At 54.9% G+C, this 19,025-nt stretch carries 14 protein-coding genes and 1 pseudogene; 2 read left to right on the plus strand and 13 right to left on the minus strand.

Features of this window, described 5'->3' with window-relative positions:
* Positions 1–144: 144 nt before the first annotated feature.
* From sucD to sdhC, 9 genes are all read right to left on the minus strand, one after another.
* Positions 145–1,032 carry a succinate--CoA ligase subunit alpha gene (gene sucD, locus NA619_RS00500; RefSeq protein ID WP_122164058.1) on the minus strand — a complete coding sequence of 296 codons (888 nt, stop codon included), beginning with the start codon at positions 1,030–1,032 and terminating at the stop codon, positions 145–147.
* Positions 1,032–2,198, minus strand: a complete 1,167-nt coding sequence (gene sucC, locus NA619_RS00505; protein ID WP_122164059.1) for an ADP-forming succinate--CoA ligase subunit beta — start codon at positions 2,196–2,198, stop codon at positions 1,032–1,034. Before sucC ends, sucD begins: the two co-directional genes overlap by 1 nt.
* A 176-nt stretch (positions 2,199–2,374) precedes the next feature.
* A complete protein-coding gene (lpdA, locus tag NA619_RS00510; protein ID WP_255958937.1) occupies positions 2,375–3,811 on the minus strand; it encodes a dihydrolipoyl dehydrogenase in 1,437 nt (478 codons plus the stop codon).
* Between the two features lie 93 nt (positions 3,812–3,904).
* Positions 3,905–5,131: a 2-oxoglutarate dehydrogenase complex dihydrolipoyllysine-residue succinyltransferase gene (gene odhB, locus NA619_RS00515; RefSeq protein ID WP_255958938.1), complete on the minus strand. Its 1,227-nt coding sequence runs from the start codon at positions 5,129–5,131 to the stop codon at positions 3,905–3,907.
* Between the two features lie 68 nt (positions 5,132–5,199).
* Positions 5,200–8,031: a 2-oxoglutarate dehydrogenase E1 component gene (locus tag NA619_RS00520; protein WP_255958940.1), complete on the minus strand. Its 2,832-nt coding sequence runs from the start codon at positions 8,029–8,031 to the stop codon at positions 5,200–5,202.
* Between the two features lie 284 nt (positions 8,032–8,315).
* The gene (locus NA619_RS00525; protein ID WP_122164063.1) at positions 8,316–9,020 is read right to left on the minus strand and encodes a succinate dehydrogenase iron-sulfur subunit; all 705 of its coding nucleotides are present in this window, start codon (positions 9,018–9,020) and stop codon (positions 8,316–8,318) included.
* 10 nt (positions 9,021–9,030) lie between these two features.
* Entirely contained in the window at positions 9,031–10,803 is a 1,773-nt protein-coding gene (gene sdhA, locus NA619_RS00530) for a succinate dehydrogenase flavoprotein subunit (protein WP_255958942.1), read from the minus strand.
* A 3-nt stretch (positions 10,804–10,806) separates the two neighbouring features.
* Complete coding sequence (gene sdhD / locus NA619_RS00535; RefSeq protein WP_255958944.1) at positions 10,807–11,175, minus strand: succinate dehydrogenase, hydrophobic membrane anchor protein; 369 nt, start codon at positions 11,173–11,175, stop codon at positions 10,807–10,809.
* Complete coding sequence (gene sdhC / locus NA619_RS00540) at positions 11,169–11,543, minus strand: succinate dehydrogenase, cytochrome b556 subunit (protein ID WP_255958946.1); 375 nt, start codon at positions 11,541–11,543, stop codon at positions 11,169–11,171. The genes sdhD and sdhC overlap by 7 nt, the downstream gene beginning before the upstream one ends.
* 363 nt (positions 11,544–11,906) lie before the next feature.
* Here sdhC and gltA point away from each other — a divergent pair, with 363 nt between their 5' ends.
* Together gltA and NA619_RS00550 are read left to right on the plus strand one after the other, a co-directional pair.
* Entirely contained in the window at positions 11,907–13,178 is a 1,272-nt protein-coding gene (gene gltA, locus NA619_RS00545) for a citrate synthase (RefSeq protein WP_255958948.1), read from the plus strand.
* Between the two features lie 1,203 nt (positions 13,179–14,381).
* A complete protein-coding gene (locus tag NA619_RS00550) occupies positions 14,382–15,776 on the plus strand; it encodes a tyrosine-type recombinase/integrase (RefSeq protein WP_255958949.1) in 1,395 nt (464 codons plus the stop codon).
* Between the two features lie 2 nt (positions 15,777–15,778).
* On the opposite strand, the pseudogene NA619_RS25100 reads toward NA619_RS00550, so the two are convergent.
* The 4 genes and pseudogenes from NA619_RS25100 to NA619_RS00565 form a co-directional block, all read right to left on the minus strand.
* Positions 15,779–16,061: pseudogene (locus NA619_RS25100) on the minus strand (type II toxin-antitoxin system RelE/ParE family toxin).
* Positions 16,049–16,321 carry a CopG family ribbon-helix-helix protein gene (locus tag NA619_RS00555; protein ID WP_255958950.1) on the minus strand — a complete coding sequence of 91 codons (273 nt, stop codon included), beginning with the start codon at positions 16,319–16,321 and terminating at the stop codon, positions 16,049–16,051. The pseudogene NA619_RS25100 and the gene NA619_RS00555 overlap by 13 nt, the downstream one beginning before the upstream one ends.
* Positions 16,322–16,894: 573 nt before the next feature.
* Complete coding sequence (locus NA619_RS00560; protein ID WP_255958952.1) at positions 16,895–18,193, minus strand: radical SAM protein; 1,299 nt, start codon at positions 18,191–18,193, stop codon at positions 16,895–16,897.
* A complete protein-coding gene (locus tag NA619_RS00565; RefSeq protein ID WP_255958954.1) occupies positions 18,190–18,939 on the minus strand; it encodes a hypothetical protein in 750 nt (249 codons plus the stop codon). Before NA619_RS00565 ends, NA619_RS00560 begins: the two co-directional genes overlap by 4 nt.
* Positions 18,940–19,025 lie beyond the last annotated feature (86 nt).

The following is a 19,025-nucleotide window of genomic DNA, read 5'->3' on the forward strand; positions in this document are numbered from 1 at the left end:
TAATGGAAATCGCGCGCTAGAGCGAGCGCGAGGGGACGATGCCAAAGGCGGGAAAGCATTTGCAGCCTTCCCGCTATGTAACGACCGCACACAAAAATGCCAGTCAGGGAGCCTGACTGGCATCGTGGTGCAACGGCGGGCAGGTTAGCCCTGCTTGGGTGCCCAGCCAGTTACTTCGGCGAGAGCCTTGCCGATATCGGCCAATGAACGAACGGTTTTCACACCGGCATCCTGGAGCGCAGCGAACTTCTCGTCAGCCGTGCCCTTACCACCGGAGATGATCGCGCCCGCGTGGCCCATACGCTTACCAGCCGGAGCGGTCACACCAGCGATATAGGAAACCACCGGCTTGGTGACATTGGCCTTGATGTAGGCGGCAGCCTCTTCTTCGGCTGAACCACCGATCTCACCGATCATGACGATCGCTTCGGTCTGCGGATCCTCCTGGAACAGCTTGAGGATGTCGATGAAAGTCGATCCTGGGATCGGGTCCCCACCGATACCGACACAAGTGGACTGGCCGAAACCGGCATCAGTGGTCTGCTTGACGGCTTCATAGGTCAGTGTGCCTGAGCGGGACACGATACCAACCTTGCCAGGCATGTGGATGTGGCCAGGCTGAATACCGATCTTGCATTCGCCGGGAGTGATCACGCCAGGGCAGTTAGGGCCGATAAGGCGGACGCCCATCTCGTCACACTTGATCTTCACTTCCAGCATGTCCAGCGTCGGGATGCCTTCGGTGATGCAGACGATCAGCTTGATGCCACCGAATACCGCTTCCAGGATCGAATCCTTGCAGAATGGTGCCGGGACGTAGATCACCGAGGCATCAGCGCCAGTTGCTTCAACCGCTTCCTTGACCGTGTTGAACACGGGCAGACCAAGGTGAGTGGTGCCGCCTTTACCCGGGGTCACGCCACCGACCATCTTGGTGCCGTACTCGATGGCCTGTTCCGAGTGGAAAGTGCCTTGCGAGCCGGTGAAGCCCTGGCAGATGACCTTGGTGTCTTTATTGATCAGGACGCTCATTACTTGCCCTCCGCGGCTTTGACGACTTGAATGGCCGCATCGGTCAGGCTGGTCGCACCGATGATGTTCAGACCACTTTCACCCAACATCTTGGCGCCGAGTTCTGCGTTGTTGCCTTCGAGGCGAACGACTACCGGGACCTTCACGCCCACTTCCTTCACAGCGCCGATGATGCCCTCGGCAATCATGTCGCAACGAACGATGCCGCCGAAGATATTGACCAGAACGGCTGCCACGTTTTCATCCGAGAGGATGATCTTGAAGGCTTCGGTCACACGTTCTTCAGTCGCACCACCGCCAACATCCAGGAAGTTCGCTGGCTTGCCGCCGTGCAGATTGACGATGTCCATCGTACCCATCGCCAGACCTGCACCATTCACCATGCAACCGATGTTTCCGTCGAGTGCCACGTAGTTGAGTTCCCACTTGGCAGCATGCGCCTCGCGAGGATCGTCCTGAGATGGATCCTGCATCCCGCGCAGCTTGGGCTGGCGATAGATGGCATTGCTGTCGATGTTCAGCTTGGCATCCAGGCAATGCAGATTGCCGTCCTTCTTGATGACCAGCGGGTTGACTTCAAGCAGGGCGAGATCGTAATCCACGAACAGCTTCGCCAGACCGACGAAGATATGTACGAATTGCTTTACCTGATCGCCCTTCAGGCCAAGCTTGAAGGCAAGCTCACGGCCCTGGAACGGCTGAGCACCGACTAGAGGATCGATGGTCGCTTTGAGGATCTTTTCTGGCGTGTCGTGAGCGACCTTCTCGATGTCTACGCCACCTTCGGTGGACGCCATGAACACCACGCGGCGGGTCGCGCGATCAACCACCGCGCCGAGGTAAAGCTCTTTCTCGATGTCTGTGCAGGCTTCGACGAGAATCCGGCTGACAGGCTGGCCGTTGGCGTCGGTCTGGTAGGTCACCAAACGCTTGTCCAGCCACTGTTCAGCGAATGCGCGGGCTTCATCTTTGCTGCGTACCAGCTTGACGCCACCGGCCTTGCCGCGACCGCCGGCATGTACCTGAGCCTTAACAACCCACTCGGTGCCACCGATTCTGTCGCATGCTTCTGCCGCTTCTTTAGGGCTATCAACCGCATAGCCTTTGGAAACCGGCAATCCGTATTCGGCAAACAGTTGCTTACCCTGATATTCGTGAAGATTCATCTTAGCTACCGTTCGGTTTGATGTGCATCAGACGCCGCGACTCGCGACGTCACCTCAAGTCGCTGAAAACTATCGAAAATACCTTTCAGAGACCTGTCATACCTTGCAGGAAGGTATTCGGCGGCCTGCGCAGCCCTGATGAGAGCCAGGCGCAGGCGCCGCTTGCTACAGCGCTATCAGCGCTTCTTGCGGTTGGCGATGTGAATGGCATGACCATTCACCGCCAGGGCAGCTTCGTGCAACGCTTCGGACATGGTCGGATGCGAGAACACCATCATGCCGAGGTCTTCGGCGCTGGTACCGAACTCCATGCCGATCGCGCCCTGCTGAACCAGTTCGGCTGCAGCCGGACCCATCACGTGCACACCAAGAACGCGATCAGTCTTGGCATCAGCAATCACCTTGACCAGACCAGCGGTGTCATTGGCAGCCATGGCACGACCACTGGCCGCAAACGGGAACGTACCGACGTTGATCTCGACGCCCTCACCTTTCAAAGCCTGCTCGGTCTTACCGACCCAAGCTATTTCCGGATGGGTATAGATGACCGAAGGAACCAGGTCGTAGTTCATCTGCGACTTGTGACCGGCGATACGCTCGGCAACCATGACGCCCTCTTCCGAGGCTTTGTGCGCAAGCATCGCTCCACGTACCACGTCACCGATGGCATACACGCCAGGGACGCTGGTTGCGCAATAGTCGTCAACGAAGATAAAGCCGCGTTCGTCCATATCCACACCGGCATCAGCAGCTAGCAGTTCAGTCGTAACGGGGCGACGGCCGACCGCAACGATCAGCTTGTCGAAAGTCTGCTGCTGCTCACCTTCGGCGTTGGTGAAGTTGACAGTAACTTGGTCACCATTGATCTGAGAGCCGGTAACGCGCGCACCTAGCAGGATATTCAGACCCTGCTTGCTCAGGACCTTAAAGGCTTCTTTAGATATCTGGTCATCGGCAGCCGGCAGGAACTTGTCCATGGCTTCGAGAACGGTCACTTCTGCGCCAAGGCGCGCCCAAACGGAGCCCAGCTCTAGGCCGATCACGCCGGCACCGATCACGCCCAGCTTGGCCGGGACGCTCTGGAAGTCCAGCGCGCCAGTGGAGTCGACGATGATGTTCTGATCGACCGGCGCAGGGGGAATGTCGACGGGCTTGGAGCCGGACGCCAGAATCACGTTTTCAGCACCCAGAACCTGAGTGTTGCCGTCAAGACCTGTAACCTCGACCTGCTTGCCGCTAAGCAGCTTGCCATGGCCTTCGAATACGGTTACTCCGTTTGCCTTCAGAAGGCCGGCAACGCCACCGGTGAGGTTCTTAACGATCTGGTCCTTACGGGCCACCATGGTCGGAACGTCCATGGCCACTCCGCCCGTGCTGATTCCGTGAACCTTGAAGCTCTCGTGAGCTTCGTGGAACTTGTAGGAGCTATCCAGCAACGCCTTGGACGGAATGCAACCGACGTTCAGGCAGGTACCGCCAAGTGCAGTTTTGCCTTCCTTGCCCTGATATTTTTCGATACAGGCGGTCTTCAGACCCAGTTGCGCAGCACGGATTGCCGCGACATAGCCGCCGGGGCCGGCACCAATCACGACGACGTCGAATTTCTGGCTCATAACGAATCCTCTTGAGTGCAGCTAAAAAATCAAAGGCCACAGACAGCAGGCCCGGCGATTGCCTAGCCTGCCAACTGCAGCCCGTGACGCTTGTTAGATGTCCAGCAACAGACGAGCCGGATCTTCCAGCAGGTTCTTGATGGTCACCAGGAAGCTGACTGCTTCCTTACCATCGATCAAGCGGTGGTCGTAGGACAACGCGAGGTACATCATCGGACGGATGACAACCTGACCATTCACCGCCATCGGACGCTGCAGGATGTTGTGCATGCCAAGAATGGCAGCTTGCGGCGGATTGACGATCGGAGTCGACATCATCGAACCGAACGTACCGCCGTTGGTGATGGTGAACGTGCCGCCAGTCATCTCATCGATAGACAGCTTGCCGTCGCGGGCCTTCTTGCCGAAGGTTGCGATACCATTTTCGACTTCTGCCAGGCTCATGAGCTCGGCATTGCGCAGCACAGGTACAACCAAACCACGATCACTGGAAACGGCTACACCGATGTCCTGATAACCGTGGTAAACGATGTCAGTGCCATCGATCGAGGCATTGACTGCCGGGAAGCGCTTAAGCGCTTCGACAGCAGCCTTGACGAAGAAGGACATGAAGCCCAGACGCACGCCATTGTGAGTCTTCTCGAACAGATCCTTGTACTTCGAACGCAGGGCCATGACTTCGGTCATGTCCACTTCGTTGAAGGTAGTCAGCATCGCCATACTCGACTGCGCTTCAACCAGACGCTCAGCAACCTTGGCGCGCAGGCGAGTCATTGGAACGCGCTTCTCAGTGCGATCACCGGCAGCAGATACAGGGGCAGCTGCAGCGCTGGAGGCCGGCTTGGAAGCAGCCGGGGCAGACTTCTTGGCTTCGATGGCAGCGACCAGATCTTCCTTGGTCACACGGCCGTCTTTACCAGTGCCTTTGACGCTGTTCGGGTCGATGCCATTCTCTTCGGCGAGCTTGCGAGCGGCCGGAGCAAGAATCGCATCGTCTCCGCCAGCGGCCGGAGCTGAAGCAGTTGCCGGCGCCGCGGACTGAGCCGGAGCCGCTGCTGGCGTTGGCGAGGAAGAAGCCGTAGCACCTGCGTCCAGCTTGCCCAGCAGCTCACCACTGAGCACCGTGTCACCTTCGTTCTTGACGATCTCGGTCAGTACACCGTCGGCCTCGGCCAGTACTTCCATCACGACCTTGTCGGTTTCGATGTCAACAATCAGCTCATCGCGCTTGACTGCATCGCCTGGCTGCTTGTGCCAGGTGGCAACGGTGCCGTCAGCAACCGATTCCGGAAATTGGGGGGCTTTGATCTCGATAGCCATTAGCTGGAGTCCTATTGATTCGTGTTTTACACCGAGGCCGCGGTGATCGCGGCCTCTTGCAAGAATGATTAAATGGTGAAGGCGTCCTGCAGCAGTTTTTCCTGCTGTTCGGCGTGCATGGAGGCGTAACCAACAGCTGGCGCAGCAGAGGCTTCACGACCCGCGTATTGCAGGAACAGCTCCTTCTTGTGCGCAACAGCAACGCGACGCATGTGATGCTGACTGCAGTACCAGGCTCCCTGGTTCATCGGCTCTTCCTGACACCAAACGATACTCTTGAGGTTCTGGTAGGGCGCGAGAACTTCTGCAAGATCGTCTTCCGGGAACGGGTACAGCTGTTCCAGCCGAACGATTGCAATATCTTCACGACCTTCGTTGCGGCGCTTGTCCAGCAGATCGTAATAAACCTTGCCGCTACACATGATCACGCGTTCGACCTTGCTCGGCTCGATCTGATCAATTTCTGGAATCACGGTCAGGAAAGAACCCTGAGTCAGTTCCTCGAGCGTGGACGTAGCCAGCTTGTGGCGCAACAACGACTTTGGCGTCAGGGCTACCAATGGCTTACGCAGCGGGCGAATCGCCTGCCGACGGAGCATGTGATAGACCTGAGCGGGCGTGGTGGGTACGCAGACCTGAATGTTGTGCTCGGCACACAATTGCAGGTAGCGCTCAAGACGCGCTGACGAGTGCTCTGGACCCTGCCCTTCATAACCATGCGGCAACAGCATCGTCAGACCACATAGACGGCCCCACTTATGCTCGCCACTGGTGATGAACTGGTCGATAACAACCTGAGCACCGTTGGCAAAGTCGCCGAACTGGGCTTCCCAGACGACCAGCGCATTCGGCATCGTCGTGGCATAGCCATATTCGAACGCCAGCACCGCTTCTTCAGATAGGAAGGAGTCGTAGAGATCGAAACGTGGTTGCCCTTCATACAGGTGCTGCAACGGGATATAGGGGCTTCCGTCCTTCTGGTTGTGCAGCGCAGCGTGGCGGTGCGAGAAAGTACCTCGACCGACATCCTGACCACTGATACGTACCGGATGACCTTCGAACAACAGGGTTGCGTAGGCCAGGGTTTCCGCGTAACCCCAGTTGATGGCAAGCGCCCCGGCGCCCATCTTCTGACGGTCCTCTAGAATCTTGGCGACCTGACGCTGAACGACGAAGCCTTCTGGAACAACCAACATCTTGTTGGACAGTTCCTGCAGCGCCTTGAGTTCAAAGCGCGTGTCGTAACGAGCTGTCCAGGCGTGCCCCAGGTAAGGGCGCCAGTCAACAAATAGCTCTTTATTAGGCTCTTTGACCAGGCTTTTAACGACGTGCAGACCATTGTCCAAGGCCGTTCGGTACTCATCGACCTTGGCCTGAACGCTGTCGTTGTCCAGCACGCTGGATTGAGTTAGAGCGTCTGCGTAGAGCTCGCGAGTCGTGCGCTGCTTGGCGATCTTCTGATACATCAACGGCTGAGTGCCGCTTGGCTCGTCCGCCTCGTTATGACCACGACGGCGGTAGCAAATCAGGTCGATCACGATGTCGCGCTTGAACTGCATGCGGTAATCGACGGCCAGCTGGGTAACGAAAAGAACTGCTTCAGGATCGTCCGCGTTCACGTGGAAGATCGGCGCCTGAATCATTTTCGCAACGTCGGTTGCGTACTCGGTAGAGCGCGCATCTTCCTGCTTGTTGGTAGTGAAGCCGACCTGGTTGTTGATCACGACCCGGATAGTGCCGCCTGTGCGATAGGCACGGGTCTGGGACATCTGGAACGTTTCCATGACCACACCCTGACCCGCTACAGCCGCATCACCGTGAATGGTGACAGGCAGTACCTTGTCGCCGACAGCATCGGAGCGGCGATCCTGACGAGCCCGAACTGAACCTTCAACAACAGGGGAAACGATCTCGAGGTGAGACGGGTTGAACGCCATCGCCAGGTGAATCTCGCCGCCTGGGGTCATGACGTTCGAGGAAAAGCCCTGGTGATATTTCACGTCACCTGAACTTAGCCCTTCGACCTTCTTACCTTCGAACTCGTCGAAAAGATCACGTGGGTTCTTGCCGAAGGTATTGACCAGAACGTTCAGACGGCCACGGTGGGCCATACCAATCACGATTTCCTTGGTGCCGTAAGAGCCAGAGCGCTGAATGATCTCGTCTAGCAACGGAATCAGGCTCTCGCCGCCCTCAAGTCCAAAGCGCTTGGTACCAGGGTATTTAGTGCCCAGGTACTTCTCGAGGCCTTCTGCTGCAGTAAGCCGCTCCAATAGGTGGCTTTTGATTTCCGGAGAAAATGCAGGACGCCCACGAACACTTTCCAGACGCTGGATGAACCAGTTGCGCTGATCCGAATCCACGATGTGCGTGAATTCCGCCCCAATGGTGCGGCAGTAAGTCTCTTGCAGTGCGTCGTGGATCTCTCGCAACGTAGCCTGATCTTTGCCCATGGCGAGGTCGCCCGTACGGAAAACCGTATCGAGGTCCGCATTGGTCAAGCCATAGTTGTTGATCGAGAGATCAGCAGGCGCTGGTCGCTGCTGCAACCCCAGGGGATCGAGCTGAGCGGCTTGATGCCCCCTCATCCGATACGCTTGGATCAGACGTAGCACTTCGACCTGCTTCTTCTCATGCTCGCTACTGACACTACCTGCGGAAACAGGCTGAGCACGGCGCTGATTTTTCGCCAGCAACACGAAGTGATCGCGGATCGTCGAATGCGAAACATCGGCCGCAGAACTGCCACTGACGGGCAGCTTCTGGAAGTAGGTGCGCCACTCTTCGGGCACAGCGTTGGGATCGTGCAGGTAGAGCTCATAGAGCTCTTCCACATAGGCAGCGTTACCACCGGATAGGTGGGCACTGTCCCACATGCGCTGCATTACGCTTTCTTGCATGTCTGGTCACCTTCGATAAGGAGACACCACCAGCGTGGAGACCGCAGCATGACTTCCCAAGTTCTGAAGCAGCGACCCAGGTAAAGCCACTACGGACCGCGCAGATAGTTTCCGAGAACCACCCCGGATGCTCCTGCTGGTCTTCAAAATTTCAGAGTGAATCCAAGCCTTGTAAGCCGGGATTCCTACTAAGACTACGGCGCCGAGTAAAACTCCGGCGCCGCAGGTGTCGCGGTAAAACTTAAACGGGCCACGGTCAATCGACCGCAGCACCTAATGGCACGTCAGGTTGCGCTCTGTAGCAACATGTTCCGCACATGACCAATCGCTTTGGTCGGGTTCAACCCCTTCGGGCAAACACTTACGCAGTTCATGATGCCCCGGCAGCGAAACACGCTGAATGGGTCATCGAGTGCAGACAGACGGTTCTCAGTTTCTGTATCGCGGCTATCGGCCAGGAAACGGTAGGCCTGAAGCAACGCAGCAGGACCAAGAAACTTGTCTGGGTTCCACCAGAACGACGGGCAGCTGGTCGAGCAGCAGGCGCACAGGATGCACTCATAAAGACCGTCGAGCTTTTCCCGATCTTCCGGACTTTGCAGACGTTCGATCGCCGGAGCCGGCGTATCGTTCATGAGATATGGGCGAACCTTCTCGTACTGCTTGTAGAAGATGCTCATATCGACGGCCAAGTCACGGATAACTGGCAATCCAGGCAGCGGGCGAACCACGAGCTTGTTTCCAGTTACTACCGATGACAACGGCGTGATGCAAGCTAGCCCGTTCTTTCCATTCAGATTCATGCCATCGGAGCCGCAGACTCCCTCACGGCAAGAGCGTCGGTAGGAAAAGCCCTCGTCCTGCTCTTTGATCAGGGCCAGTACGTCCAGCACCATCAGATCTTTCCCGTCGGTGTTGACCTGGAAATCCTGCATGTAGGGCTTTTCGTCTTTATCCGGGTTGTAGCGATAAACACTCACTTGCAACATAACGGCGACCTCAGTAAGTCCGGACCTTGGGTTCGAAAGTCGGTACTGTCTTCGGAGAGAAGTTCACGGCACGCTTGGCAACGCGCTTCTCGCCTGGGAAATACAGGGTGTGGCACAGCCAGTTTTCATCGTCGCGCTCCTCGAAGTCTTCACGAGCATGCGCGCCACGGGACTCTTTACGATTTTCGGCAGCGATCGCAGTAGCTTCGGCCACCTCAAGTAGGTTCTGGAGTTCCAACGCCTCGATCCGAGCCGTATTGAACGCCTGACTCTTGTCCGAGATATTGACGTTCGCAATGCGCTGACGCAAATCAGCAAGCTGAGCAATACCTTTCTGCATGTATTCGCCGGTACGGAATACACCGAAGTAGTTCTGCATGCAGCTTTGCAGCTCTTTACGCAACGTTGCCACGTCTTCACCAGACGTACGCTCGTTGAGGCTAGCCAGTCGGCCAAGGGCCACATCCAGGTCGGTCTCGGTCGCACCGCGATGCTCGATACCTTCCTTCAGCGCTTTCTCCAGGTGCAGACCTGCAGCGCGACCGAATACGACAAGGTCAAGCAGCGAGTTCCCACCGAGACGGTTGGCACCATGCACCGAAACGCATGCCACTTCGCCAACGGCAAACAGCCCCTCGATGATCTTGTCGTTACCGTTCGCATCCTGGGTCATCGCCTGACCGTGAATGTTGGTAGCAACCCCGCCCATCATGTAGTGGCAGGTTGGAACAACAGGAACTGGAGCAGTAACAGGGTCAACGTGCGCAAAGGTTTTCGACAACTCGCAGATACCTGGCAGGCGGCTATGCAGCACTTCCTCGCCAAGGTGATCGAGCTTCAACATCACGTGATCACCATCCGGGCCGCAACCGTTGCCGGCCAGGATTTCCTTGACCATCGAACGTGCAACCACGTCGCGACCCGCAAGATCTTTAGCATTCGGTGCGTAGCGTTCCATGAAACGCTCACCGTGCTTGTTGATCAGATAACCGCCTTCACCACGGCAACCTTCGGTCACGAGAACACCAGCGCCTGCAATACCAGTCGGGTGGAACTGCCACATCTCGATGTCCTGCACCGGCACACCGGCACGAAGTGCCATGCCGATACCATCACCGGTATTGATCAGCGCGTTAGTCGTCGACGCATAGATACGGCCGGCACCACCTGTTGCAAGCACAACGGCTTTGGAGCGGATATAGACAGTTTCGCCATTCTCAATGCAGATGGCGATGATGCCAACGATGACGCCATCCTGGTTCTTCACCAGATCCACACCGTACCACTCATTGAGGAAAGAGGTACCAGCCTTCAGGTTGGCCTGATATAGCGTGTGCAGCAACGCATGACCGGTACGGTCAGCAGCAGCACAGGTACGAGCAGCCTGACCGCCCTTACCGTAATCCTTGGACTGACCACCAAACGGGCGCTGATAGATGCGACCCTGCTCGGTCCTCGAAAATGGCAGCCCCATGTGCTCTAGCTCGAAAACTGCCTCTGGTCCCACGGAGCACATGTACTCGATGGCATCTTGGTCACCAATGTAGTCAGACCCCTTTACGGTGTCATACATGTGCCAGCGCCAATCGTCATTCGGGTCCGCCGAAGCAATAGCGCAGGTAATACCACCCTGAGCAGATACCGTATGCGAGCGAGTCGGGAAAACCTTGGTCACTACCGCAGTTTTGTGACCACCCTGGGCCAACTGCAGTGCAGCGCGCATACCTGCGCCGCCGCCACCGATGATGATGGCGTCATAAGAAAGAGTACGAATGCTAGCCATGGATCAGATACCCCAAAGAATCTGCACGCCCCAGACAAAGAATGTGAACATGGCGATGCCACACACTGCCTGGAACAAAAAACGCACGCTGGTCGCCCACTTACCAATGGCCATATTGGTCAGGTAGTCAGTGGAAATTGTCCACATACCAACCCATGCATGGACACTAAGCGCAACGAGCGCCAGCAGGCTGAAGATGCGCATCCAGTTAGTCGAGAACAGCCCGTGCCACTGAGCGTAATCAAGCCCCGGGTTGACGATCAGGTATCCGATCAGGAAGAGAAAATAAGCCGCAAGAACCACGGCCGAAACACGCTGCGCCATCCAGTCATAGAGACCCGAACGAGAAAAGTTCGTGACGTTGGTTACCATATCCATACTCCCGCCAGAACGATCAGCACGACCGACAAGGCCAGAACGATTTTCGAGCCAAGCTTGCCGCCTTCAAGCGTCTCGCCATGCCCGGTGTCCATGACCAGGTGACGCACACCGGCCACGAGGTGATACAGCAGCGCAGACAAGAGCCCCCATACCACGAGCTTCGCCAATGGACTGCCAATGTATGCCTTGACCTCTTCGAAACCTTCAGCAGAAGACAGCGAGACATCAAGCGCAAGCAGCAGAATGGCAACACCAACAAACAGAATCACGCCAGAGATGCGATGAAGGATTGAGGTGTAAGCAGTGATTGGAAGTTTTATTGTCCTAAGATCTAGGTTTACAGGTCGTTGGCTTTTCACGGCTTTTTATCACACTTGAGAGCCCCGAAAACGCAGGGCAAAGTTGTTGGGATGAGCACGCAGTGGTACCCGCCACCCACGAGTGACAACCCACAGGAAACTGCCTGTAAGGCCCCTGCCGGTCGGTCGCCGAGTATAAACAGTTAGGTCGCTAATGACAATGTGGTGAAGTGCCACTAAAGGCGGATGGCGCCTCGGTTTGCAATTGGCGTAAATAGCCCCTTCTGTGTTGCTAATTCACCCCAAAAACCCCTCTACGACTGGCGGCTCGCTCAAATTGACTTTGTGATTTATCTCACTATAGTGATGCGGGCCCTGCGTGGGGGGCCATGATGATTCCAAGCATAAAACAGGAGGCCATACATGGCTGACAAAAAAGCGCAGTTGATCATCGAAGGCGCAGACGCCATCGAACTGCCCGTTCTATCCGGCACCGTAGGGCCCGACGTAATCGACGTCAGAGGCTTGACCTCCACGGGTCGTTTCACCTTCGATCCCGGCTTCATGTCCACAGCCTCTTGCGAATCCAAAATCACCTACATTGATGGTGATAAAGGCATTCTGCTGCATCGCGGCTACCCGATCGAACAGCTTGCGGAAAAGGCTGATTATCTAGAAACCTGCTTCCTGCTGCTGAATGGCGAGCTGCCAACTCCAGAGGAAAAAGCGAAGTTCATCAGCACCGTCAAGAACCACACGATGGTTCACGAGCAGCTTAAGTCGTTCCTGAACGGCTTCCGCCGCGACGCACACCCGATGGCAATAATGTGCGGAGTAGTTGGCGCTCTTTCTGCGTTCTATCATGACTCTCTGGATATCAACGACCCGCACCACCGTGAAATCTCTGCGGTTCGCTTGGTCGCGAAGATGCCTACACTGGCCGCCATGGTTTACAAGTACTCCATGGGTCAGCCGATGATGTACCCGCGTAACGACCTGAATTACGCTGAAAACTTTCTGCACATGATGTTCAACACGCCTTGTGAAGTTAAGCCGATAAGCCCGGTACTAGCCAAGGCGATGGATCGTATTTTCATTCTGCACGCCGACCACGAACAGAATGCCTCCACCTCCACCGTTCGCCTGGCTGGCTCAACCGGCGCCAATCCGTTCGCCTGCATCGCGGCGGGTATCGCAGCCCTTTGGGGCCCCGCGCATGGCGGCGCCAACGAAGCCGTGCTGACGATGCTGGACGAAATCGGCGATGTTTCGAACATCGAGAAGTTTTTGGAAAAAGCCAAGGACAAGAACGATCCATTCAAGCTCATGGGCTTCGGTCACCGCGTTTACAAGAATTTCGATCCGCGCGCCAAGGTCATGAAGCAGACCTGCGACGAGGTTCTAGGTGAGCTTGGCATTAACGATCCTCAGCTTGAGCTGGCGATGAAGCTAGAAGAGATCGCACTCAACGATCCCTACTTCGCTGAGCGCAACCTGTATCCCAATGTCGACTTCTATTCAGGGATCATCCTCAAAGCCATTGGCATTCCGACCAGCATGTTCACCGTGATATTCGCACTAGCTCGTACAGTAGGTTGGATTTCGCACTGGAAAGAAATGATCGCGATGGGGCAGAAAATAGGCCGTCCTCGCCAGCTGTACACCGGCCACCCACAGCGAGACCTTCCCCGCTAAGGATTGACGACCGTCAAGCTCGGTGAAACGAAAGAAAGGCTGCCATTTGGCAGCCTTTTTTCATTGGCATTCCCCCGCCATGAGGTTTAAACCGTTGCCTCATTCATCGGGAGAGTGCTCACGGCAGATGGCGCGGCAAAGTCAGCGAGACTATTCGTTGCAGGCCCCGCCCTGAATAAGACTTCACCTGCCTGAAGATGCCCGAAGAGCTCCGCGAAGCGAGGCAATAAGCGGCCCCGGTGCGGTTGCGCTGTTATCTCAGGCCCTCATTGCATAGAGCGAGCTGATCCATGAACAAATCCGGTCGCGCCGCGGCACCCAAGGCTTCCAACTGCTCTTACATGGCTGCACTAACTTGGCCGGATGCATTGCCTCGACCCGACCTCACAAGAGCTCGCTGCTGATCGACCCGATGGACCTGCCTTAGCCAAAGACCAAAAAGCTCGAGTGGCAGCGCCGGGGCATGAGTCAGCGAGCACTAAGAGCGCGCTCATCGCTCTGCCAGCTCCGAGTTATCACAGTTGCCAAGCCTAATATGCACTCAGCCGCGGCCGTCGGACGCCGCTGACGAGCAGGTGATTCAGCACACTGTAAGCGGCTGCCTCACCAAGCTCGCAGTACGAGTCAGGATTAGTCGCTGGATGACCCGGACGGAATGAACCTCACCATCACGGGTACGCCTGTGTCTCGAGCAGCGCAATTCGATCCAGGAGCCAAATAACCCGCGCTATCAGCTAAGGTAATTAAGCAATAAGAAGAATGTTTCTATAGCCGTACAGGTGCGTCGCTAACTATTTGGCCGTAAACTCAGCCAGAAACACGGGGCGTCTACATGATCTTTGATGGATAGATATGTACTACGCTCAAGCCAAGAACGATCAGCAGATAGAAGAAACTGGCTAGTTGCCCGGCGGAAGGCCTGGGCAGAAACAACAAAGCCACCCTAAGGTGGCTAAGTCATTATTAATTGGTCGGGACGGAGTGATTCGAACACTCGACCCCTTGCACCCCATGCGCTTAATTGGTGGATTCTTATGGACCTCCATGGACACTACCGGATCACCTTAAACCTGGTAGCCATAAGGGTTTCAGGCTATTATGGCATCCCGCAACGTCCACTGATGTCTACTGCCAGCCAAGCGATTGGGTGGGGTAAAAGTGGGGTAAAATTATAAGGCGACTGAATTAGGCAAGGGGTAGAGGGTGGCAAAGTTGACGGCGAAGCTACTCGAGGCGCTTACATCTGCCGATGACGGCCGGATCCTTCGTGAGGCTGGCGGTCTGGTTGCCAGGGTCCGTGCGGGCGTCCGTGGGGTAACAGTCCAGTTCCGCTATGAATTCAAACAAGACGGACTGAAGCGTGATCAAAGCCTGGGCAGTTGGCCAAAGAAGTCTCTTGCCCAGATTCGTTCCGAACGTGATGAGGTTAAAGCGACAGCCTCCAAAGGCATCGATCCAACCGCTGCCCGCAAAGCTGCCAAGATCGAAGCTCAAGCTGCAATCGCAGCTACTATCGCGGAAGCTGAACGCCATGCCGCCGAAAACAAGACGGTGGCTGACCTGTTTGACGAATGGATTCGTGACGGCGTCTCCCGCCAAGACGGCAATGCCGAGCTGATCCGCAGCTTTAATAAGGACGTCCTGCCGCTCCTTGGCAAGAAACCACTGCGCAGCCTGACCGAAAAAGATCTGCTCGCGGTGCTGCGCTCAGTCAAAGCCCGCGGTCTGAATCGCACCGTCGTCATCCGCAACAACGACATTGGCCAGATGCTGCGCTGGGGTGAAAAACGGAAACCCTGGCGAGGCCTGATGAGTGACGGTAATCCAGCCGACCTTATAGATGTCAGCAAGCTGCTCGATCACAATTATGAAGAACAACGCGACCGCCTGCTCTCCCCCGACGAGATTCGCGAGTTGCGTGACATCCTCGAACGCCTAGAGAAAGACTACGAAGAGCTTCCCGCTGGCCAGAAGTATTCCGGCATTCGCCCGGTCAACCCGCGAGTCCAGTGCGCTCTATGGATCTGCCTGAGCACCCTCTGCCGTATCGGCGAGCTACTTAAGGCCGAGTGGCGCTACCTGAACCTGGAGAAAGGCACCTGGTTCATCCCCGCCGAGGCTACCAAAGGCCATAAAGGTAAACGCCAAGATCACCATGTGTTCCTGTCAGCGTTCGCCATAGAGCAATTCAAGCGTCTGCAAAAAGAGACCGGCCATACACCGTTCTGCTTTCCCAGCAAGGACAACCAAAGCCATGTCAACACCAAGACAGTAAGCAAACTCATCGGCGATCGCCAGTGCCTCTTCAAGAACCGCAGCAAGCCCCTCGCTGGCCGGCATCATGACGATTCACTGGTACTGAGCAAAGGAATCAGAGGTGAATGGACGCCGCATGATCTGCGCCGCACCGGCTCGACCATGATGCAGGAGTTGGGCGTGACGCTGGAAATCATCGATCGTTGCCAGAACCACCTGCTGGGCGGCTCCAAGGTGCGCCGGCATTACCTGCACCATGATTATGCCAAGGAAAAGACCGAAGCATGGCGGTTGCTTGGGGAGAAACTGGAGTCGATTCTAACCGAAGGTGCAGCAGCTTAGACTCAGTAGCCCGCTTGCTTTTGGTGGCGGAAGGCTAGGACATACGCAGTATCGTCCGTGCACTCATACCGGTAGAGCGCGGCGTACCCTGAGTCACCGAACTCAATGATCAGCCCACGCAGCTGCGGTAGATCTGGAAATGGACGCCCTACTTCCAGGCGAGCTAACTGGCGCTCATTCACCTGCGCAGCGCGCCGTGCAAACCAGCGGATATTTATCGGCAAGAAATCGTCGGCATCGCTCCAAGCCCTTCGCCGCACCTTCAGTGACAATCAATCGTGGCACTTGGGAAGCTCTACCTCAGCATCTGTACCCCAGCTACCAAGCCAGGTGCGAGCCCCTTGGCTGGTCAAATGCCGGCCGGTTTCCTGATACGCCGCCCATGTCGCCAGCGCTTCCTGCTTGAAGCTCTCACGCGCCTCCTCACGCTCGACGTACTGCGTGATCGCCTCGCGCATGATCCAGTGAGACGAGCGCTGGCGTTGGCTCGCCAACTGCTGAATGCGGCCTTTTAGCTCGTCATCCATTTTGATGGAAGTGGCCATGGTAAGCCCTCTTTTATCGAAAGGTATTACCTTTGAATAACGTAGCAGCAGACGTACAAAGCTGTCCATCCGATACTCACAAACAGGTTGCGATGATGGAGGCTAGGCAAGGTTCACTCGCACCGGAATGACATCCTCACTCGCGTGGGCTTTTTTCCTTCTGCCAGCTCGAAATCGTCTAGGCGCTCCATCAACAGCTCAGCATGCACCATGTACCCATCACGCGACGGTGATAGGCATGCCCGATGCGCAGGCCAGGGTGCAGATATATTTTTTCTCCAGCTCAGAACTGCGGACAGCTACGTCAGCCAAGATCGGTTGTATAGCAAATCCTCACAACCTCGTTACTGGCTGCTTCCGGGCCGTTAGCGGCACTGTTCGATATCTGGGGATTGAGGTCGATGACGCCCTAGAGATGGCGGAACAGACCGAGGCTTGACCATGCACAGCGACGGTCGAAGTCAGGCCGTCGCTAACCGGCCAGAAGCGGACAGTGAACTCGATAAATAAACTTGCCCCTTTTTCTCCCTTTCCGATATGCGTGTTTTTCGACTCGATATTAATGCGCAATAATCACTTTGCCCCATCACAAGTTAATTCAATTCTATGTCCCTCGAAAGCCTGCACAGGAATATTGCCTCGCATCGACGCCTCGAACTCACTAAGAGTTCTCATATAGATAGGAAGCCCCGCGCAATCTTTTTTTCCTGTATCTACAATTCCGTCAAAGTATACTGGTGAGTACAAGCCATGCTCTCCGCACCATATTGCTCTAAGGTATGCAATCCATTTGACTGACTCCACATCAGTCTTCTCGATGCGAGACTTGGAATTTAAATAAGTGGAAATCGAGTGCTGCGGCATCCACTCCCCTAACAGCTCTTCGAACGTAACCAATTCACCAATCGCTTTCTTTTTAGCTAAAGACACAATATTGGCAGAAAAGAAACTGGCATCTTTTAAGTATAAGTCCGAAGCACTGCAGCAGGATTTTCCATCAGAGTGCAGGAGCAATTCATTGTCGGCGAAACCAAATGTGAGCCCGGCCAGCTTGGTTTGATTTCGCATATGAATCAAGTGGGCGGAACGATAGAATAATGGAAGGATGTATTCGCTTCCATGCTTGCGGGCTCCAAGAGATATATACTTAGAAACCGGCTGCCCATCTAATAGCTCTGAAAGCGCAGGGCTAAAGTTGACATTTCCCTCCAAGGGAACCTTTAAATACTCTGCTGATATATGCTTGACCCCTGTATCTCGAGCCAGGCTCAGAAGTCTATCGAATCCCTCTTCGGATCCAGGAATTATCGGTTGCAAACGAAAACTGACCGGAATGTTGAGCGAAGACAATCTTTCGGCAGCGTTAGCAATATCTTGTATAGGGGAGCATCCCTTGTCTATGGATGCCCTAATCTGCTCATCGACTACAGTTGTCGAAAATCGAACGTAACCATTGGAGTCGCTTAGTGCATCTGCATATTCAATAGTCGCTGGAAGGCAGCTTTTCGTACTGACTATAAACGGGTAGTTATGCTCGTTAAGAATTCGTATGTACTGAAGTGTCCGCCTTTCCTTTATTTCAATGGGGGAGAATGGATCAGACATCCCGCCCATCTGGAAAGGAACCCTCATCAAAATAAACTCATCAAGCGCAGACCGAATTATCCCATTAGAAACTCGCTCAAGGCGCTTGCGCAAAGACTCCGGGTTAGCAATTTGTAGCTTTTCATCACGCCCATAGCCTGCGCGGGTACGTGCAAAACAGTATCCGCAGCTAAATTGACAATGGTTATAACTATCAAGCCTAAGCGGTGTTGCGCAAAAAGCGAGCTGACTAGTTATCGAGGCAGAGTATTTGTAAATTTTTCTCATTCAAAGGTATTCAACAAAAACTGGCAAAGATACATAAAGCCGCTTGCTACGTGTTGAAACAAAACAAATATAAATGCCAATAGACTCAGGTAAATGAATAGCCTTATAAGGTTCCTAGCCCAAATTTTCGAGCTGGAGTACCGCCCAAAAATTTCCCAGAATATGGCTCGCTCAGCATCTTTGTCCGCCTCGCTATCTCCTAACCTAGGCATCCCTAAAGAATAGATTTTTCCCTCAAACTCCATGTACGCAATTGTCTGGAGAGGGTCGACTTTAATCTTTTCCAGAGGCATAATAAAATCGTTCTCATGCTCTGTAAGATATCCCTTCGTCTTTAGTCTGGTAAGGAATTTTTTAGAATCAGCTCCCTCGTCAATCAAGCTCTTCGCAAGCCAAGATATCCAGCGCCTATCGTGACCATAACTCAGGTAGTCTGAAAATCTATTGTATTGCTTGATGAATGAGGGACAGTATTTCAAATAAACAACAAAGGAGATCAGGAATAAAAATGAAGAAAGCCAAAGGATCTGCCAGTTAAATGGTAAAGAAAGCTCAATTTCATATGTGATTCCATTTATGCTCAGCGGGAGGGGGTCAGGCAGCCCATAGAGAATCCCTGCAGCAATTGGGACGATTGAAAACCAAACCGTTAAATAGCGAAATATTGTAATTTGATAAAAGCTCTTGTACGCCTCCCAGCGTGGAGGATTACAAAGCCAATCCCAAGCTAGAGTTATTAGCTTCACTTTGGGTCTCCTCGGCAGGTCGCTTTTTACACCATTATAAATCCTACCAGATGGGGCACGCTTTTATCTAGCGTGGCTATTCCGGC

This window comes from Stutzerimonas stutzeri, assembly GCF_024448895.1.
GTDB lineage: Bacteria > Pseudomonadota > Gammaproteobacteria > Pseudomonadales > Pseudomonadaceae > Stutzerimonas > Stutzerimonas stutzeri_Q.